This window comes from Leptotrichia trevisanii DSM 22070, from assembly GCF_000482505.1.
Lineage (GTDB): Bacteria > Fusobacteriota > Fusobacteriia > Fusobacteriales > Leptotrichiaceae > Leptotrichia > Leptotrichia trevisanii.
In genome coordinates this window covers 18841-34197 of record NZ_AXVL01000017.1, presented here as the reverse complement: position 1 = coordinate 34197, position 15357 = coordinate 18841, and the positions used below count along the sequence as shown (strand labels likewise).

Annotated in this window: 24 protein-coding genes; all 24 read left to right on the top strand. The window is 32.3% G+C overall.

Going from position 1 to position 15357, the window contains the following annotated elements; all coding sequences use genetic code 11:
- Nucleotides 1–156: 156 nt before the first annotated feature.
- Nucleotides 157–2241 (top strand): elongation factor G, encoded by a 2085-nt coding sequence (gene fusA, locus K324_RS0104710; protein ID WP_026748144.1) that lies wholly within the window; start codon nucleotides 157–159, stop codon nucleotides 2239–2241.
- Nucleotides 2242–2301: 60 nt separating this feature from the next.
- Nucleotides 2302–3486, top strand: a complete 1185-nt coding sequence (gene tuf, locus K324_RS0104705) for an elongation factor Tu (RefSeq protein ID WP_026748143.1) — start codon at nucleotides 2302–2304, stop codon at nucleotides 3484–3486.
- Between the two features lie 542 nt (nucleotides 3487–4028).
- On the top strand, nucleotides 4029–5132 hold the full coding sequence (locus tag K324_RS0104700) for a hypothetical protein (protein WP_026748142.1): 1104 nt from the start codon (nucleotides 4029–4031) through the stop codon (nucleotides 5130–5132).
- 300 nt (nucleotides 5133–5432) lie between these two features.
- Nucleotides 5433–5738 carry a 30S ribosomal protein S10 gene (rpsJ, locus tag K324_RS0104695; protein ID WP_012806349.1) on the top strand — a complete coding sequence of 102 codons (306 nt, stop codon included), beginning with the start codon at nucleotides 5433–5435 and terminating at the stop codon, nucleotides 5736–5738.
- Nucleotides 5739–5799: 61 nt separating this feature from the next.
- Nucleotides 5800–6426 carry a 50S ribosomal protein L3 gene (gene rplC / locus K324_RS0104690; RefSeq protein ID WP_026748141.1) on the top strand — a complete coding sequence of 209 codons (627 nt, stop codon included), beginning with the start codon at nucleotides 5800–5802 and terminating at the stop codon, nucleotides 6424–6426.
- A 21-nt stretch (nucleotides 6427–6447) separates the two neighbouring features.
- The gene (gene rplD, locus K324_RS0104685; protein WP_026748140.1) at nucleotides 6448–7092 is read left to right on the top strand and encodes a 50S ribosomal protein L4; all 645 of its coding nucleotides are present in this window, start codon (nucleotides 6448–6450) and stop codon (nucleotides 7090–7092) included.
- Complete coding sequence (rplW, locus tag K324_RS0104680) at nucleotides 7092–7376, top strand: 50S ribosomal protein L23 (protein WP_026748139.1); 285 nt, start codon at nucleotides 7092–7094, stop codon at nucleotides 7374–7376. Before rplD ends, rplW begins: the two co-directional genes overlap by 1 nt.
- Before the next feature lie 210 nt (nucleotides 7377–7586).
- The gene (rplB, locus tag K324_RS0104675) at nucleotides 7587–8414 is read left to right on the top strand and encodes a 50S ribosomal protein L2 (RefSeq protein ID WP_026748138.1); all 828 of its coding nucleotides are present in this window, start codon (nucleotides 7587–7589) and stop codon (nucleotides 8412–8414) included.
- A 237-nt stretch (nucleotides 8415–8651) separates the two neighbouring features.
- Nucleotides 8652–8924: a 30S ribosomal protein S19 gene (gene rpsS, locus K324_RS0104665; RefSeq protein WP_006806086.1), complete on the top strand. Its 273-nt coding sequence runs from the start codon at nucleotides 8652–8654 to the stop codon at nucleotides 8922–8924.
- A 46-nt stretch (nucleotides 8925–8970) separates the two neighbouring features.
- Complete coding sequence (gene rplV / locus K324_RS0104660; protein WP_021744153.1) at nucleotides 8971–9309, top strand: 50S ribosomal protein L22; 339 nt, start codon at nucleotides 8971–8973, stop codon at nucleotides 9307–9309.
- A 25-nt stretch (nucleotides 9310–9334) separates the two neighbouring features.
- Nucleotides 9335–9991, top strand: a complete 657-nt coding sequence (rpsC, locus tag K324_RS0104655; protein WP_026748137.1) for a 30S ribosomal protein S3 — start codon at nucleotides 9335–9337, stop codon at nucleotides 9989–9991.
- A gap of 1 nt (nucleotide 9992) precedes the next feature.
- Nucleotides 9993–10418: a 50S ribosomal protein L16 gene (gene rplP / locus K324_RS0104650; protein WP_026748136.1), complete on the top strand. Its 426-nt coding sequence runs from the start codon at nucleotides 9993–9995 to the stop codon at nucleotides 10416–10418.
- Entirely contained in the window at nucleotides 10418–10609 is a 192-nt protein-coding gene (gene rpmC, locus K324_RS0104645; RefSeq protein WP_006806082.1) for a 50S ribosomal protein L29, read from the top strand. Before rplP ends, rpmC begins: the two co-directional genes overlap by 1 nt.
- Nucleotides 10610–10620: 11 nt before the next feature.
- Nucleotides 10621–10881: a 30S ribosomal protein S17 gene (gene rpsQ, locus K324_RS0104640; protein WP_018451266.1), complete on the top strand. Its 261-nt coding sequence runs from the start codon at nucleotides 10621–10623 to the stop codon at nucleotides 10879–10881.
- Between the two features lie 95 nt (nucleotides 10882–10976).
- Nucleotides 10977–11345, top strand: a complete 369-nt coding sequence (gene rplN, locus K324_RS0104635) for a 50S ribosomal protein L14 (RefSeq protein ID WP_006806080.1) — start codon at nucleotides 10977–10979, stop codon at nucleotides 11343–11345.
- Nucleotides 11346–11360: 15 nt separating this feature from the next.
- Entirely contained in the window at nucleotides 11361–11744 is a 384-nt protein-coding gene (rplX, locus tag K324_RS0104630; RefSeq protein ID WP_026748135.1) for a 50S ribosomal protein L24, read from the top strand.
- Between the two features lie 25 nt (nucleotides 11745–11769).
- Complete coding sequence (gene rplE / locus K324_RS0104625) at nucleotides 11770–12324, top strand: 50S ribosomal protein L5 (RefSeq protein ID WP_026748134.1); 555 nt, start codon at nucleotides 11770–11772, stop codon at nucleotides 12322–12324.
- Nucleotides 12325–12354: 30 nt separating this feature from the next.
- Nucleotides 12355–12642: a 30S ribosomal protein S14 gene (gene rpsN, locus K324_RS0104620; RefSeq protein ID WP_006806077.1), complete on the top strand. Its 288-nt coding sequence runs from the start codon at nucleotides 12355–12357 to the stop codon at nucleotides 12640–12642.
- Nucleotides 12643–12663: 21 nt separating this feature from the next.
- On the top strand, nucleotides 12664–13059 hold the full coding sequence (gene rpsH, locus K324_RS0104615; RefSeq protein WP_026748133.1) for a 30S ribosomal protein S8: 396 nt from the start codon (nucleotides 12664–12666) through the stop codon (nucleotides 13057–13059).
- 32 nt (nucleotides 13060–13091) lie between these two features.
- Nucleotides 13092–13625, top strand: coding sequence for a 50S ribosomal protein L6 (gene rplF, locus K324_RS0104610; RefSeq protein ID WP_026748132.1), 534 nt, complete (start codon nucleotides 13092–13094; stop codon nucleotides 13623–13625).
- A 13-nt stretch (nucleotides 13626–13638) separates the two neighbouring features.
- On the top strand, nucleotides 13639–14001 hold the full coding sequence (gene rplR, locus K324_RS0104605; protein ID WP_026748131.1) for a 50S ribosomal protein L18: 363 nt from the start codon (nucleotides 13639–13641) through the stop codon (nucleotides 13999–14001).
- An 18-nt stretch (nucleotides 14002–14019) separates the two neighbouring features.
- A complete protein-coding gene (gene rpsE / locus K324_RS0104600; RefSeq protein ID WP_021768819.1) occupies nucleotides 14020–14529 on the top strand; it encodes a 30S ribosomal protein S5 in 510 nt (169 codons plus the stop codon).
- A 21-nt stretch (nucleotides 14530–14550) separates the two neighbouring features.
- Nucleotides 14551–14730 (top strand): 50S ribosomal protein L30, encoded by a 180-nt coding sequence (gene rpmD, locus K324_RS0104595; RefSeq protein WP_006806072.1) that lies wholly within the window; start codon nucleotides 14551–14553, stop codon nucleotides 14728–14730.
- A 5-nt stretch (nucleotides 14731–14735) separates the two neighbouring features.
- Nucleotides 14736–15350, top strand: a complete 615-nt coding sequence (gene rplO / locus K324_RS0104590) for a 50S ribosomal protein L15 (RefSeq protein WP_026748130.1) — start codon at nucleotides 14736–14738, stop codon at nucleotides 15348–15350.
- Nucleotides 15351–15357: the final 7 nt, after the last annotated feature.

The following is a 15357-nucleotide window of genomic DNA, read 5'->3' as shown; positions in this document are numbered from 1 at the left end:
TCTCATTTATTTAAAGAAAATTAATGAGTATTCAGAAATGTTTATATTTTTACTAAATTCATTTTTTCAGAACTGGATTTATAAAAATATTGTTTCAAATTTTAAACATACTTTTTTAAAAAGAAGTAGCTTACAAAAACAAGGAGGAAAATTTAAATGGCAAGAAAAGTTGCTTTGAAAGATACTAGAAATATTGGTATCATGGCACATATAGACGCCGGAAAAACAACTACTACTGAAAGAATTTTGTTTTATACAGGTGTAAACCATAAAATCGGAGAAGTTCACGAAGGAGCTGCTACGATGGATTATATGGAACAAGAACAAGAAAGAGGAATCACAATTACATCAGCTGCAACAACAGCGTTCTGGAATGGACATAGAATTAATATAATAGATACACCAGGCCACGTTGACTTTACAGTTGAGGTAGAAAGATCATTAAGAGTATTGGACGGAGCAGTTGCAGTGTTCTCGGCAGTTGACGGGGTGCAACCTCAATCAGAAACAGTTTGGAGACAAGCTGACAAATATAACGTGCCAAGAATGGCTTTCTTTAATAAAATGGATAGAGTCGGAGCAGACTTTGACATGTGTGTAAACGACATTAAAGAAAAATTAGGTGGAAATGGTGTGCCAATCCAATTACCAATTGGTGCAGAAGATAATTTTGAAGGAATTATCGACTTGGTAACAATGAAAGAATATTTATTTAAAGATGAAACTATGGGTGCTGACTACGAAGTGGTTGATATAAGAGCTGAATTGTTAGATGATGCTCAAACAGCAAGAGAACACATGATAGAATCTGTAGTTGAAACTGATGATGAATTAATGGAAAAATACTTCGGTGGAGAAGAAATCACTGAGGAAGAAATCAAAAAAGCATTAAGAGTTGCTACAATCGAAGGAACAGTTGTGCCTGTATTGTGTGGAACAGCATTTAAAAATAAAGGAATCCAACCATTACTTGATGCAGTAGTTGCTTATATGCCTTCACCAGTGGATATTAACGAAGGAAAAGTAAATGGAACTGATCCTAAGACAGAAGAACCTATCCAAAGAACAATTGGAGACGAAGAACCATTCTCAGCATTGGCGTTCAAAATCATTACAGATCCATTTGTTGGAAGATTATCGTTCTTCAGAGTTTATTCAGGAGTGTTAGAAAAAGGATCTTATGTATTAAACTCTACTAAAGGTAAAAAAGAAAGAATGGGAAGATTGCTTCAAATGCACGCTAACAAAAGAGAAGAACTTGATATAGTTTACTCTGGAGATATAGCTGCGGCAGTTGGACTAAAAGATACTACAACAGGAGATACATTGTGTGCTGAAAATGCTCCAATCATCCTAGAAAAAATGGAATTCCCTGATACAGTTATCCAAATCGCAGTTGAACCAAAAACTAAAGCCGATCAGGAAAAAATGGGAACAGCTCTTGCAAAACTTGCAGAAGAAGATCCAACATTCAAAGTGTCAACTAACCAGGAAACAGGACAAACACTTATCGCAGGAATGGGAGAATTACACTTGGAAATCATCGTAGACAGAATGAAACGTGAATTCAAAGTGGAAGCAAATGTCGGTAAACCACAAGTTGCCTACAGAGAAACAATTAACGGATTAGCAGACATTGAAGAAAAATATGCAAAACAATCTGGAGGACGTGGACAATACGGACATGTTAAGATGAAAGTTGAAGCTAATCACGGAAAAGGATACGAGTTTGTTAACCAAATTACTGGAGGAGCAATTCCAAGAGAATATATTCCAGCAGTAGATAAAGGAATTCAAGAAGCATTAGAAGCAGGAGTTGTTGCAGGATACCCTGTTCAAGATATAAAAGTTACATTATATGATGGATCTTACCATGAAGTCGATTCATCAGAAATGGCATTTAAAATAGCAGGTTCAATGGCAGTTAAAAAAGGACTTAGAGCCGCTAATCCAGTATTATTGGAACCAATCTTTAAAGTAGAAGTTACTACTCCAGAAGAATACATGGGAGACGTAATTGGAGATTTAAATGCAAGACGTGGACAAGTTTCAGGAATGACTGACAGAAACAATGCAAAAATTGTTAATGCAGAAGTACCTTTATCACAAATGTTCGGTTATGCAACTGACTTGAGATCAAAAACACAAGGAAGAGCATCTTACTCAATGGAATTTGAAAAATATGTAGAAGTTCCAAAAAATATTGCTCAGCAAGTAATTGATGAAAGACAAGGAAAATAGTAAAAATCTAAAATAACAAATAAAAATCTTAAAAAATTAAAAAACGGAGGAATTATAAAAATGGCAAAAGCTAAATTCGAGAGAAGCAAACCACACGTAAACGTAGGAACAATCGGACACGTAGATCACGGGAAAACAACAACAACAGCAGCAATATCAAAAGTATTGGCTGAAAAAGGACTGGCTGAAAAAGTTGATTTTGAAAATATCGACCAAGCCCCTGAAGAAAGAGAAAGAGGGATTACAATCAACACAGCTCACATTGAGTATGAAACAGAAAACAGACACTATGCTCACGTTGACTGTCCAGGCCATGCCGATTATGTAAAAAATATGATTACAGGAGCAGCTCAAATGGATGGAGCAATCCTAGTAGTATCAGCAGCTGATGGGCCTATGCCTCAAACAAGAGAACACATCCTGCTTGCAAGACAAGTTGGAGTTCCTTACATTGTAGTTTACTTAAACAAAGTTGACATGGTAGACGACGAAGAATTATTAGAATTAGTAGAAATGGAAGTAAGAGAATTACTTACAGAATACGGATTCCCAGGAGATGATGTACCAGTAATTAAAGGATCTTCATTAGGAGCATTAAATGGAGAAGCTCAATGGGTAGAAAGAATCATGGAATTAATGAACGCAGTTGACGAATATATTCCAACACCAGAAAGACCGGTAGACCAAGCATTCTTAATGCCAATTGAAGACGTATTCACAATTACAGGAAGAGGAACAGTTGTAACAGGAAGAGTTGAAAGAGGAGTAATCAACGTTGGTGAGGAAGTGGAAATTGTAGGAATCAAACCAACGACAAAGACTACTGTAACAGGAGTAGAAATGTTCAGAAAGCTATTGGATTCAGGACAAGCTGGGGACAATATCGGAGCATTGTTAAGAGGGACTAAGAAAGAAGAAGTTGAAAGAGGGCAAGTACTTGCTAAACCAGGGACAATCACTCCACATACAGGATTCAAGTCAGAAGTATACGTATTGACAAAAGATGAAGGAGGAAGACATACACCATTCTTCACAGGATACAAACCACAATTCTACTTCAGAACGACTGACATCACAGGAGAAGTTAATTTGCCAGAAGGTGTAGAAATGGTAATGCCTGGAGACAACATTGAAATGACAGTTGAATTGATTCACCCAATCGCAATGGAAGAAGGATTAAGATTTGCGATAAGAGAAGGTGGAAGAACAGTAGCTTCAGGAGTAGTAGCAACTATTACTAAATAGTTTTCTGTAAAGGATTTTCTTAAAATAAGAAAGCAAGAATAAATATTTTATAGTTTTATGGTTTGTTTAAAAAATAAGATGTTTATAAGTAAAATATAACTAATAATAGCACTTAATTAAATTATTAAAAAAATTTTTAGATTTATTTATGGTGCTATTGTTTTTTTTAGAATTATAAGGTATACTAGTTATAAGATTTATAGAAATATTACAATTTATATTATCTATAAATATTTCATATAAAAATTGTCTTAGACTTAAGGTGCATTTTTAAAGAAGCGTTTTCAATGATAAAGTTATATTTGTTTTCGTTAAAATTTTTACTTGATTTGAAATTTGTAAATAACTTATAGTTAGTTTTTTAAAAGTAGATATGCTGTGATACAAGGGTATTTAATTTGATTTTGAAAATTATTTTAACTTTAGTATTGATAAATTACCTTTTTTTTAAAAAAAACTTTACAAATTCATATTATTGTGCTAAAATTAGCTGTGAATTGTTAAGATATATTTGTTAAAATTATTTTTAGGAGGAAAAAACAATGAAAAAAGTATTAGGAGTATTAGCATTAGCATTAAGCGTATCTAGTCTTGCCTTAGCTGAACAAGATCAAGATACATTAAAAGACATTCATTTCTCTACTGAAGTTAGACAAAGTTATACTGACAAAAAATCAAATACAGGAAATGGATTAGGAGTTGCCGGATTTAAAGGTGACAATAAAGAAAAAACTAGATGGAGAAACATCTTTGGTGGAGATTTACATTTAGTAGATGAAGGAAACTTAGGATTAAGATTTGAATTCCAAAATGATCAAGACAGAGTTAAAAACAAATTTGATTATGAATCTAAAACAGGAGTAAAAGGAACTTACGATAAATCTCAATCTTGGGAAAATGATATTGCATTATATAGAGATATTACATTAGGTTCTTGGACTTCTAAATGGGATTTAGGATGGACATATAAATCTACAAGTGGAACAGGAAGATATTCTGGACATAGAGGAACATCAAATGAAATTTATGTAGGACCAACATTTGGAATTAGTTTCTTTGGACAAAATTTTAATGCAAAAACTCAACTTGTTTATTTTGATCAATCAGGAAGTAAAAGTGCAGACAATGCTTGGGATGGAAGTGACTTCCAAAAAGGAAAAGTATCTGGATGGGGATTTAACTTCGCTTTAGAAAATAGTGGAAAAATCTTTGACAATGGAATTGGAAGTTTAGATTATAATGTTAGTTTAACTAACAAATTAAGAGATGCAAAAGGTAAATTAGTTGAAACTGGAAAAGATGCTAAATCTACTGTGTATTTGGACTATGTAGTAGGAGCAACTTATAAAACACCTAGTTTTGGTGGGTTCTATGGATTAGTGAATACTGAAAATGAATGGGAAAAACAAACAGCTAGACATGGGTTCTCAAATAACTTCTCAGTATGGACTGGATTAGGATATAAGACAGGAATTGATTTACCAGTAGGAACATTAACATTAAACCCTATGGTTAAATACAGAGTTGTTAACAAAGAAACTGTTAAAGGATATGCTAATGATGGACGTTATAGAAATACTGATAAATATACAAGAGAATATAATGAATTAAGAGCAGGATTGAATGTTGGTTTAGAAGTTAAATAATTTTTAATTATTCTGTTTTTATAATAAGAAGAGATGAAAGATTTTTTCATCTCAGATTTGCGATAAGAGAAGGTGGAAGAACAGTAGCTTCAGGAGTAGTAGCAACTATTACTAAATAGTTTTCTGTAAAGGACTTGGAAATAAAAAATAAATATTGCAGATAATGAAAATATTTGTTATAATGTTTAGAAATGTAATAGAAAATAGTTCACAAATGTTAAGTAAAGGAGAGATTAGGTTTTAATAATCTAATTTCTCTATTTGCTAAGATAAACAAAGAAATAAACAGGAGGAAAGACTTTGGATAAAATAAGAATATATTTACAATCTTATGATCACAAACTGTTGGATCAATCTGCTAAAAAAATCGCAGAAGTAGCTAAGAAAAATGGTTCAGAATTAGCAGGACCGCTTCCATTGCCTACAAAAACTAAAAAATATACAGTTTTAAGATCAGTTCACGTAAATAAAGATTCAAGAGAACAATTTGAAATGAGAATTCACAGAAGATTTGTAGAAATCAAAAATTCAAATCAACAAATCGTAAATGCATTAGCATCATTAAACTTGCCATCAGGTGTGGGAGTTGAAATTAAGCAATCGTAAGGCTTAGTACAAGTTGGCATAAAAAATTGTCAACCAATATATTAAGGAGGAAAAATAAAAAATGATATTAGGTAAAAAAATCGGAATGACTCAAATTTTTGAAGATGAAAAATTAATTCCAGTTACAGTAATTGAAGCAGGAACTAACTTCATTACACAAATTAAGACTGAGGAAAAAGAAGGGTACAATGCTATCACACTAGCTTATGGAGATAAAAAAGAAAAAAATACTACTAAACCATTATTAGGTGTATTTAAAAAAGCAGGAATTACTCCAAAAAGATTTCTTAAAGAATTTAAAGTAGCTAATCCAGCTGACTTTACATTAGGACAAGAAATTAAAGTAGACGTATTGGAAGGTATCGAATTTGTTGATATTTCTGGAACTTCAAAAGGTAAAGGGACTGCAGGGGTTATGAAAAGACATAACTTTGGTGGAAACAGAGCTTCACACGGGGTTTCAAGAAACCATAGACTTGGAGGTTCTAACGCAGGAGGAGCCGCATCAAACAGTAATGTGCCAAAAGGTAAAAAAATGGCTGGAAGATTGGGAGCTGAAAAAGTAACAGTTCAAAACTTGCAAGTTATTAAATTTGATGTGGAAAACAGTCTTTTATTAGTAAAAGGTGCTGTTCCAGGGCCAAAAAATGGTTATTTAGTTATCAAAAAATCGGTAAAGAAATATTAATAGGAAAGAGAGGAGGATAACATGCCAGTTTTAAATATATATAAATTAGACGGTTCACAAGCAGGAACTATTGAAGTAAATAACGACATATTTGGAATTGAACCAAATAAACACGTAATGCACGAAGTTTTAGTAGCAGAATTAGCTGAAGCCAGACAAGGATCTGCCTCAACAAAGACAAGAGCAGAAGTAAGAGGTGGAGGAAGAAAACCTTTTAGACAAAAAGGAACAGGAAGAGCCAGACAAGGTTCTACAAGAGCACCACACATGGTAGGTGGAGGAGTAGTTCACGGGCCAAAACCAAGAAACTATGCTAAAAAAGTAAATAAAAAAGTTAGAAAACTAGCTTTGAAATCAGCTTTAGCAACAAAAATTAGCGAAGGAAACTTAATTGTATTAGATGATTTCGTATTGGAAACACCAAAAACAAAAACATTTATTAATTTTGCAAAAGCATTGAATTTTGATGGAGCAAAACAATTATATGTAACAAATGATGACGCTGATAATATAGATAGAGATTATTTCTTATATTTATCAACTAGAAATATTGAAAAAGTTGCAGCAATAAATACAAGAGATTTAAGCATCTACTGGTTAATCAAACAAGACAAGGTAATCTTAACTAAAGAAGCTCTTGCAACAATCGAGGAGGTGTTAGCATAATGCATATTACTGATATTATCAAAAAACCTGTAATTAATACAGAAAAAGCAAGAAATTTATTGGAAAATAATGAATATGTTTTTATAGTAGATAGAAGAGCAAACAAACTTCAAATTAAAGATGCAGTTGAAAAACTATTCAATGTAAAAGTTCAAGGTGTAAATACTTTAAACGTTAAACCGAAAAACAAAAGATTCAGAATGTCAATGTATAAGACAGCCACTATCAAAAAAGCAGTTGTTAAATTGAAAGATGGAGAATCTATTACAGCTTACGAAGGATAAGGCGAATCATAAAAATCATAACATCTATTTCTCGGGGGATTCCCCGAAAAATAATTTTTATAAAAAGTAAAATTAACTATATTTTTTTGTGGAAATTATTTAGTAAAAATGCTATAATAGATAAGTTATGTAAAATTATAGAGATTATTTAAAATTTTTTTGAATAATGAGAAAATAAAATGAGAAATAGGAAGAGAGGGAACGGAAATTATGCCAATAAAAAAATTAAAACCGATGACTAGTGGGACACGGCATATGTCGATATTAGTTAATAAGGAATTAGATAAGGTAAGACCTGAAAAATCTCTAGTTGAACCGTTAAATTCATCTTACGGAATTGACAACTATGGACATAGAACAGGTAGAAACAGACATAAAGGACACAAGAGATTATATAGAGTAATCGACTGGAAAAGAAATAAAATTGGAATACCAGCAAAAGTTGCAACTCTTGAATATGATCCAAACAGAACTGCAAACATTGCATTGTTACACTATGTTGATGGAGAAAAAAGATATATCTTAGCTCCAAACGGACTTAAAAAAGGTGACATTGTATTAGCAGGAGAAGGTGCAGATATCAAACCTGGAAATGCGTTAAAATTAAAAGACTTACCAGTAGGGACAGTTATTCACAATGTAGAACTTATGCCTGGTAAAGGTGGACAGTTGGCAAGATCAGCAGGAACAGCTGCAAGACTTGTTGCAAAAGAAGGGACTTACTGCCACGTGGAATTACCATCTGGAGAATTAAGACTTATCCATAAGGAATGTATGGCTACAATCGGAACAGTAGGAAATTCTGAACATTCATTAGTATCATTAGGAAAAGCTGGAAGAAATAGACACTTAGGAAGAAAACCTCACGTTAGAGGATCAGTAATGAATCCTGTGGATCACCCACACGGAGGAGGAGAAGGAAGATCTCCAATTGGTAGAAAATCACCAGTTACACCTTGGGGTAAACCTACACTTGGTAAAAAAACTAGAGGTAAAAAACTTAGTGATAAATTCATCGTTAGAGGAAGAAAAAAATAGTAGTTTAAAAATAAAGTCAATATCAATTCTGATAACACAATTTTTAGATGAAAAACGCAGAAATGGACTGTGCCAGTCAAACAGACAGATAAAATATCTAAAAAGAAGTTTGGCTGAATATAAAAATATTGCTTGATACATTGAATTAAAATTTAAATATCTTAGATAATAGATAATTAGAAATGAGATGTATTAAGTAACATTTCTCAATTTAAAAAATGAAATAAGGAGGAAAGAATGGCTCGTTCATTAAAAAAAGGACCTTTTGTTGATGCATATTTATTAGAAAAAATAGAAGCATTGGGAGGTAAAAAACAAGTTATTAAAACATGGTCTAGAAGATCAACTATATTCCCTCAATTTATTGGACATACTTTTGCTGTCTATAATGGTAAAAAACATATACCTGTATATGTAACTGAGGAAATGGTTGGACATAAATTAGGTGAATTTGCACCAACTAGAACTTTCTACGGACATGGAAAAGACGCTAAAAAAGGTAAAAAATAATTAAATAAACCGATAGACATACATTGATGAAAGGAGAGGACTTTGAATGGCAGTAGTAGCTAAATTGAAATACCAAAGATTAAGCCCTCAAAAAGCAAGATTAGTTGCTGATATTGTAAGAGGGAAAAATGCATTGCAAGCATTGAACATTTTAAAATTTACAAATAAAAAAGCAGCATTATACATAGAAAAAACATTAAGATCAGCAATTGCAAACGCTGAACATAATAACAATATGGATCCTGATAAACTGTTTGTATCAAAAATATTAATTGATAAAGGGCCAGTATTGAAAAGAATCAGCCCAAGAGCAATGGGAAGAGCTGACATTATTAGAAAACCAACAGCTCACATCACAGTAGAAGTTGATGAAAGAGAAGATTAATTTAGACAAATAAGGAGGTAAGTCTGTGGGACAAAAAGTAGATCCTAGGGGGATAAGATTAGGAATCACAAGAACTTGGGATTCAAAATGGTTCGCTGAGGGAAAAGAATACGTAAGTAACTTTCATGAAGATTTAAAAATTAAAGAATATATTAAGAAAAACTATTACCACGCAGGGATTTCTTCTATTCAAATAGAAAGAACATCACCTACAGAAGTAGCAGTTATTATAGAAACTGGAAAAGCTGGAATCTTAATCGGAAGAAAAGGGCAAGAAATCGAGGCTTTAAAAGTAAAATTAGAAAAATTAACTGGTAAAAGAGTACAAATTAAAGTACAGGAAATTAAAAACCCTAATAAAGACGCTCAATTAGTAGCAGAAAGCATTGCAACAGCAATTGAAAAAAGGGTTGCTTATAAAAGAGCAGTTCAACAAGCTATTCAAAGAGCAGAAAAAGCTGGGATTAAAGGAATTAAAGTTATGGTATCGGGAAGATTGAATGGTGCCGAAATTGCAAGAAGTGAATGGACACTTTCAGGAAGAGTACCACTACATACTTTAAGAGCAGATGTTGATTATGCAACAGCTACTGCACACACTACATACGGTGCTTTAGGATTAAAAGTATGGATATTTAATGGTGAAGTTCTTTCTACTACAAAGGAAGGAGAAAACGAATAATATGTTAATACCTAAAAGAACGAAATATAGAAAACAGTTCAGAGGAAAAATGGGTGGTGTAGCAACTAAAGGAAACAAAGTTGATTTTGGTGAATTTGGACTTGCCGCTAGAGAATTTGGTTGGATTACTTCAAGACAAATCGAGGCTTGTAGGGTAACAATCAATAGAACATTTAAAAGAGAAGGTAAAATCTGGATAAGAATATTCCCTGATAAACCTTATACTAAAAGACCTGAAGGAACAAGAATGGGTAAAGGTAAAGGTAATGCAGAAGGTTGGGTAGCAGTAGTTAAAAAAGATAAAGTAATGTTTGAAGTTGGTGGAGTATCTGAAGAGAAAGCCAAAGAAGCATTAAGAAAAGCTGGACATAAACTACCTATAAAAGTTAAATTTGTTAGAAAAGAAGAAGTAGGTGGTGATAAGTAATGACAATTAACGAAATTAGAGAATTATCATTGGAAGAATTGGAAGTTAAAGTAAATGAATTGAAACAAGAATTATTTAATTTAAAATTTCAAAAAACTCTTGGACAATTACAAAACACTGCTAAAATACGAGATGTTAAAAGAACAATAGCAAGACTAAAAACTGTTGTAACTGAAAAAACTGGTAAATAGGAGGATCAAGAGTGGAAAATAAAAGAAACGAAAGAAAAGTAAGAGAAGGAATCGTTGTTTCTAACAAAATGGATAAAACGGTAGTTGTTCTTGAAGAAACAATGAAATTACACAAACTTTATAAAAAAAGAGTAAAAACTTCTAAAAAATATAAAGCACACGATGAAAACAATGACTGTGGAATCGGAGATAAAGTGCAAATTATGGAAACTAGACCATTAAGTAAAGATAAGAGATGGAGAGTTGTTACTATCTTAGAAAGAGCTAAATAATTTAATCTTACTAAAAAATTACTTGATGTTTTATTTTCAATATTAAAACAGGAAGAGAATAGTGTGAGTTAACATTTGAGAGGAGGAAATTTTAAATGGTTCAACAACAAACGATGCTTAATGTTGCTGATAACACTGGAGCTAAAAAAATCATGGTTATTAGAGTATTAGGTGGATCAAGAAGAAGATTCGGTAAAATAGGAGACATCGTAGTAGCAACAGTAAAAGAAGCTATACCAAACGGAAACGTTAAGAAAGGTGATGTAGTAAAAGCTGTAATCGTTAGAACAAGAAAAGAATTAAAAAGAGCAGATGGTTCATATATAAAATTTGATGACAATGCGGCAGTTATATTAAATACAGCATTAGAAGTAAGAGGAACAAGAATTTTTGGACCTGTAGCAAGAGAATTAAGAGCGAAAAACTTTATGAAAATAGTTTCTCTAGCACCGGAAGTATTATAGGAAGGAGAGTTAAACGTGGCTAAACCAAACTTAAAATCAGTACCTAAAAGATTACATGTTAGAACTGGAGATACAGTTATTGTAATTAGTGGTAGATCAAAAGATTTGTTACGTAATGAAAACAGTACGCAAACTGGAGATAAAGGAAAAATTGGAAAAGTATTAAAAGTATTCCCTAAAACTGGAAAAATAATTGTTGAAGGTGTAAATATCAAAAAAAGACATATTAAACCTAATGCAATGAACCCACAAGGCGAAGTTGTAGAAAGAGAAATGCCAATTTTCTCATCTAAAGTAATGCTTTGGGATGAAGGGGCAGGGAAACCTACAAGAGTAAGAAAAGAAATTAGAGATGGAAAAAAAGTAAGAATATCAGTTGTGTCTGGTAATGAAATATAATATTTTAGAGAGGAGGATGTAATAAATGGCTGAAAAATATATTCCAAGATTACAGAAATTATACAAAGATGAAATAGTTTCATCATTATTGAAAGAATTAAATTTATCTAACGTTATGCAAGTACCAAAACTTGATAAAATAGTAGTGAATATGGGGATTGGAGAAGCAGTAAGCAATCCTAAGTTAATAGATACGGCTATTGCTGAATTGGCACAAATTACAGGACAACAGCCTGTACCAAGAGCAGCTAGAAAATCAGAAGCTGGATTTAAATTAAGAGAAGGACAAAAAATTGGAGCAAAAGTTACATTAAGAAAAGAAAAAATGTATGAATTCCTAGATAGATTAATCAGTATCACATTACCAAGGGTAAGAGATTTTGAAGGTGTTTCACCTAAAGGTTTTGATGGAAGAGGGAACTATACATTAGGATTAAGAGAACAAATCGTATTCCCTGAAATTGAAATTGATAAAGTAGATAAAATCTTTGGATTAGGAATTACAATCGTGTCTACAGCACAAAATGATGAGCAAGGAAGAGCTTTATTAAAAGCATTCGGAATGCCGTTTGCAAAATAGTATTATTTTGAAGGAGGTGTAATTTAATCAATGGCTAAAAAAGCAATGGTTGAAAGAAACTTAAAAAGAGAAAAAACAGTTGATAAATATGCAGCTAAAAGAGCTGAATTAAAAGCAAGAGCTAAAAAAGGTGATAGAGAAGCAATTTTAGAATTATCTAAATTACCAAGAAACGCTTCACCTACAAGAGTTAGAAATAGATGTCAAATTAACGGAAGACCAAGAGGATATATGAGAGAATTTGGTATTTCAAGAGTTATGTTCAGACAATTAGCAGGAGAGGGAGTTATCCCTGGAGTAAAAAAATCAAGTTGGTAATTTTGAGAGGAGGAAGAATTAATGTATTTAACAGATCCTATTGCTGATATGCTTACTAGAATCAGAAACGGAAACATGGCTAAACATGCACAAGTTGCAATACCATTTTCAAGAATTAAAGAAAGTATAGCGAATATATTAAAAAATGAAGGATATATAAACGGTTATGAAATCAAAGAAGAAGGAGCTATAAAAAATATAGTTGTATCTTTAAAAACTGTAGATGGAGAAGCTGTAATCAAAGGATTGAAAAGAATATCAAAACCTGGAAGAAGAGTTTACACATCTGTAGAAAGCTTGCCTAAAGTATTAGGTGGATTAGGAATTGCCATTGTCTCAACACCACAAGGTGTTATTACAGACAAGGAATGCAGAAAGCATAACGTTGGTGGAGAAGTTCTTTGCTACGTGTGGTAATTTACGCATTTTATAAATTAGGAGGATAAACAATGTCAAGAATAGGTAAAAAACCTATAACTATACCTGCTGGTGTTGAGGTTAAGCAGGATGGAAATACTTTTACTGTAAAAGGGCCAAAAGGGCAATTAGTAAGAGAATTAAGCAGTGAAATTAAAGTAAATATTGATGGTAATGAAATTACATTTGAAAGATCAAATGATTTACCAAATATCAGAGCTCTTCATGGGACTACAAGAGCAAACTTAAACAATATGATTGTTGGAGTAAGTGAAGGATTCACTAAAGGATTGGAATTAGTCGGAGTAGGATACAGAGTACAATCTAGCGGAAAAGGATTAACTTTGTCTTTAGGATATTCACATCCAGTTGAAATTGAAGCAGTAGAAGGAATTACTTTCAAAGTTGAAGGAAATACTAAAATTTCTGTTGAAGGAATTGACAAACAATTAGTTGGACAAGTTGCCGCAAACATCAGAGCTAAACGTCCACCTGAACCATATAAAGGAAAAGGTGTTAAATACGCTGATGAAGTAATTAGAAGAAAAGAAGGTAAGAAAGGATAGGAGGTAGATTTTAATGGTAAAAAAACTTGATAGAAATAAATTAAGACAGAAAAAACATAGAAGTATTAGAAAAAAAATCGTTGGAACTGCTGAAAGACCTAGACTTGCTGTGTATAGAAGTTTACAAAATATCTTCGTTCAAGTAATTGATGATACAACAGGAAACACTTTAGTTTCTGCATCAACTATTGAAAAAGGTGCAAAAATTGAAAAAGGTTCAAATATTGAAGCAGCTAAACAAGTTGGAGAAAGAATTGCTAAAAAGGCGTTAGATAAAGGTATTACTGCTGTTGTATTCGACAGAGGTGGATATGTGTACACAGGAAGAATTAAAGCTGTGGCAGATGCTGCTAGAGAAGCAGGATTAAAATTCTAAAGATAAGGAGGATTTATTTTGGCTAGAGATAGAGATAACAGAGAAAGAGAAAGTGAATATAAAGAAAGACTTTTAAGAATAAGCAGAGTTTCTAAAACTGTTAAAGGAGGAAGAAGAATTTCGTTCTCAGTATTAGCAGCTGTTGGAGATGAAAAAGGAAAAGTAGGTATCGGTTTAGGAAAAGCTAACGGTGTACCTGATGCAATCAGAAAAGCCATCGCAAATGCTAAGAAAAACTTAGTAACTGTTTCATTAAAGGGTGGAACATTACCGCATGAGCAAATTGGTAAATATAATGCAACTTCTGTATTATTAAAACCAGCTTCAAAAGGGACAGGAGTTATCGCTGGTTCAGCAACTAGGGAATTATTAGAGTTAGCAGGTGTAAAAGATGTGCTTACAAAAATTAGAGGTTCAAAAACTAAAGATAACGTTGCAAGAGCAACTTTAGAAGGATTAAAACAATTGCGTTCTCTTGAAGATGTAGCAAGACTTAGAGGAAAATCAGTTGAAGAAATTTTAGGATAATAAGGTTAGGAGGTAAAATTAATGTCTAAAGTAAAAGTAACGCTTGTAAAAGGAATTAATGGAAGAAAACCTAATCATGTTGCGACTGTAAAATCACTTGGATTAAGAAAAATCAGTCAAAGTGCAGTTCATAACAAAACTGCTGATATTGAAGGAAAAATTAAATTAGTTTCTTATTTACTTAAAGTAGAGGAGGTTTAGAATAGATGAATCTTAATGAATTAAGACCTGCTGCTGGATCGAAGAGAGAAAGAAGAAGAGTAGGAAGAGGACACGGAACTGGTTGGGGAAAAACTGCCGGTAAAGGTCACAATGGACAAAAACAAAGATCAGGTTCATATGTATCACCTATATTTGAAGGTGGACAAATGCCTATTATTAGAAGAATTCCTAAAAGAGGATTTTCTAATGCACCATTTAAAAAAGATATAATTGTAATTACATTGGCTAATATTGTTGAAAAATTTAACGATGGAGATGTAGTTAGCTTACAAACATTAGTTGAAAATGGAATAGTTAAAAACCCTAAATTTATAACAAAATATTCTGATGAGGTTTTAAGAAATACAAAAGGTAGAAGAGCTGTAAGAGAATATTTAAATGTAAATATTGAATCATATGTAAAAGAAAAAGATTTTACAAGTCTATTAAAAATTATAGGGAATGCAGAAGTTAATAAAAAATTAACTGTAAAAGCACACAAGGTTTCTAAAACAGCTAAGGAATTAATTGAAAAAGCTGGAGGAAATGTAGAATTATTAGAAGTAAGATCATATTCAGCTAAAGCAGGAAATAATAAAAAAGAAGATGGGAATAAGTAAGATTTGA

Coding starts and splice junctions, on each gene's coding strand:
- rpsS (WP_006806086.1), top strand. CDS start 8,652: ATGGCTCGTTCATTAAAAAAAGGACCTTTTGTTGATGCATATTTATTA.
- rplF (WP_026748132.1), top strand. CDS start 13,092: ATGTCAAGAATAGGTAAAAAACCTATAACTATACCTGCTGGTGTTGAG.
- rplB (WP_026748138.1), top strand. CDS start 7,587: ATGCCAATAAAAAAATTAAAACCGATGACTAGTGGGACACGGCATATG.
- K324_RS0104700 (WP_026748142.1), top strand. CDS start 4,029: ATGAAAAAAGTATTAGGAGTATTAGCATTAGCATTAAGCGTATCTAGT.
- rpsH (WP_026748133.1), top strand. CDS start 12,664: ATGTATTTAACAGATCCTATTGCTGATATGCTTACTAGAATCAGAAAC.
- rplC (WP_026748141.1), top strand. CDS start 5,800: ATGATATTAGGTAAAAAAATCGGAATGACTCAAATTTTTGAAGATGAA.
- rpmD (WP_006806072.1), top strand. CDS start 14,551: ATGTCTAAAGTAAAAGTAACGCTTGTAAAAGGAATTAATGGAAGAAAA.
- rplN (WP_006806080.1), top strand. CDS start 10,977: ATGGTTCAACAACAAACGATGCTTAATGTTGCTGATAACACTGGAGCT.
- rpmC (WP_006806082.1), top strand. CDS start 10,418: ATGACAATTAACGAAATTAGAGAATTATCATTGGAAGAATTGGAAGTT.
- rplV (WP_021744153.1), top strand. CDS start 8,971: ATGGCAGTAGTAGCTAAATTGAAATACCAAAGATTAAGCCCTCAAAAA.
- rpsN (WP_006806077.1), top strand. CDS start 12,355: ATGGCTAAAAAAGCAATGGTTGAAAGAAACTTAAAAAGAGAAAAAACA.
- rplD (WP_026748140.1), top strand. CDS start 6,448: ATGCCAGTTTTAAATATATATAAATTAGACGGTTCACAAGCAGGAACT.
- rplP (WP_026748136.1), top strand. CDS start 9,993: ATGTTAATACCTAAAAGAACGAAATATAGAAAACAGTTCAGAGGAAAA.
- fusA (WP_026748144.1), top strand. CDS start 157: ATGGCAAGAAAAGTTGCTTTGAAAGATACTAGAAATATTGGTATCATG.
- rplR (WP_026748131.1), top strand. CDS start 13,639: ATGGTAAAAAAACTTGATAGAAATAAATTAAGACAGAAAAAACATAGA.
- rplE (WP_026748134.1), top strand. CDS start 11,770: ATGGCTGAAAAATATATTCCAAGATTACAGAAATTATACAAAGATGAA.
- rplO (WP_026748130.1), top strand. CDS start 14,736: ATGAATCTTAATGAATTAAGACCTGCTGCTGGATCGAAGAGAGAAAGA.
- tuf (WP_026748143.1), top strand. CDS start 2,302: ATGGCAAAAGCTAAATTCGAGAGAAGCAAACCACACGTAAACGTAGGA.
- rplW (WP_026748139.1), top strand. CDS start 7,092: ATGCATATTACTGATATTATCAAAAAACCTGTAATTAATACAGAAAAA.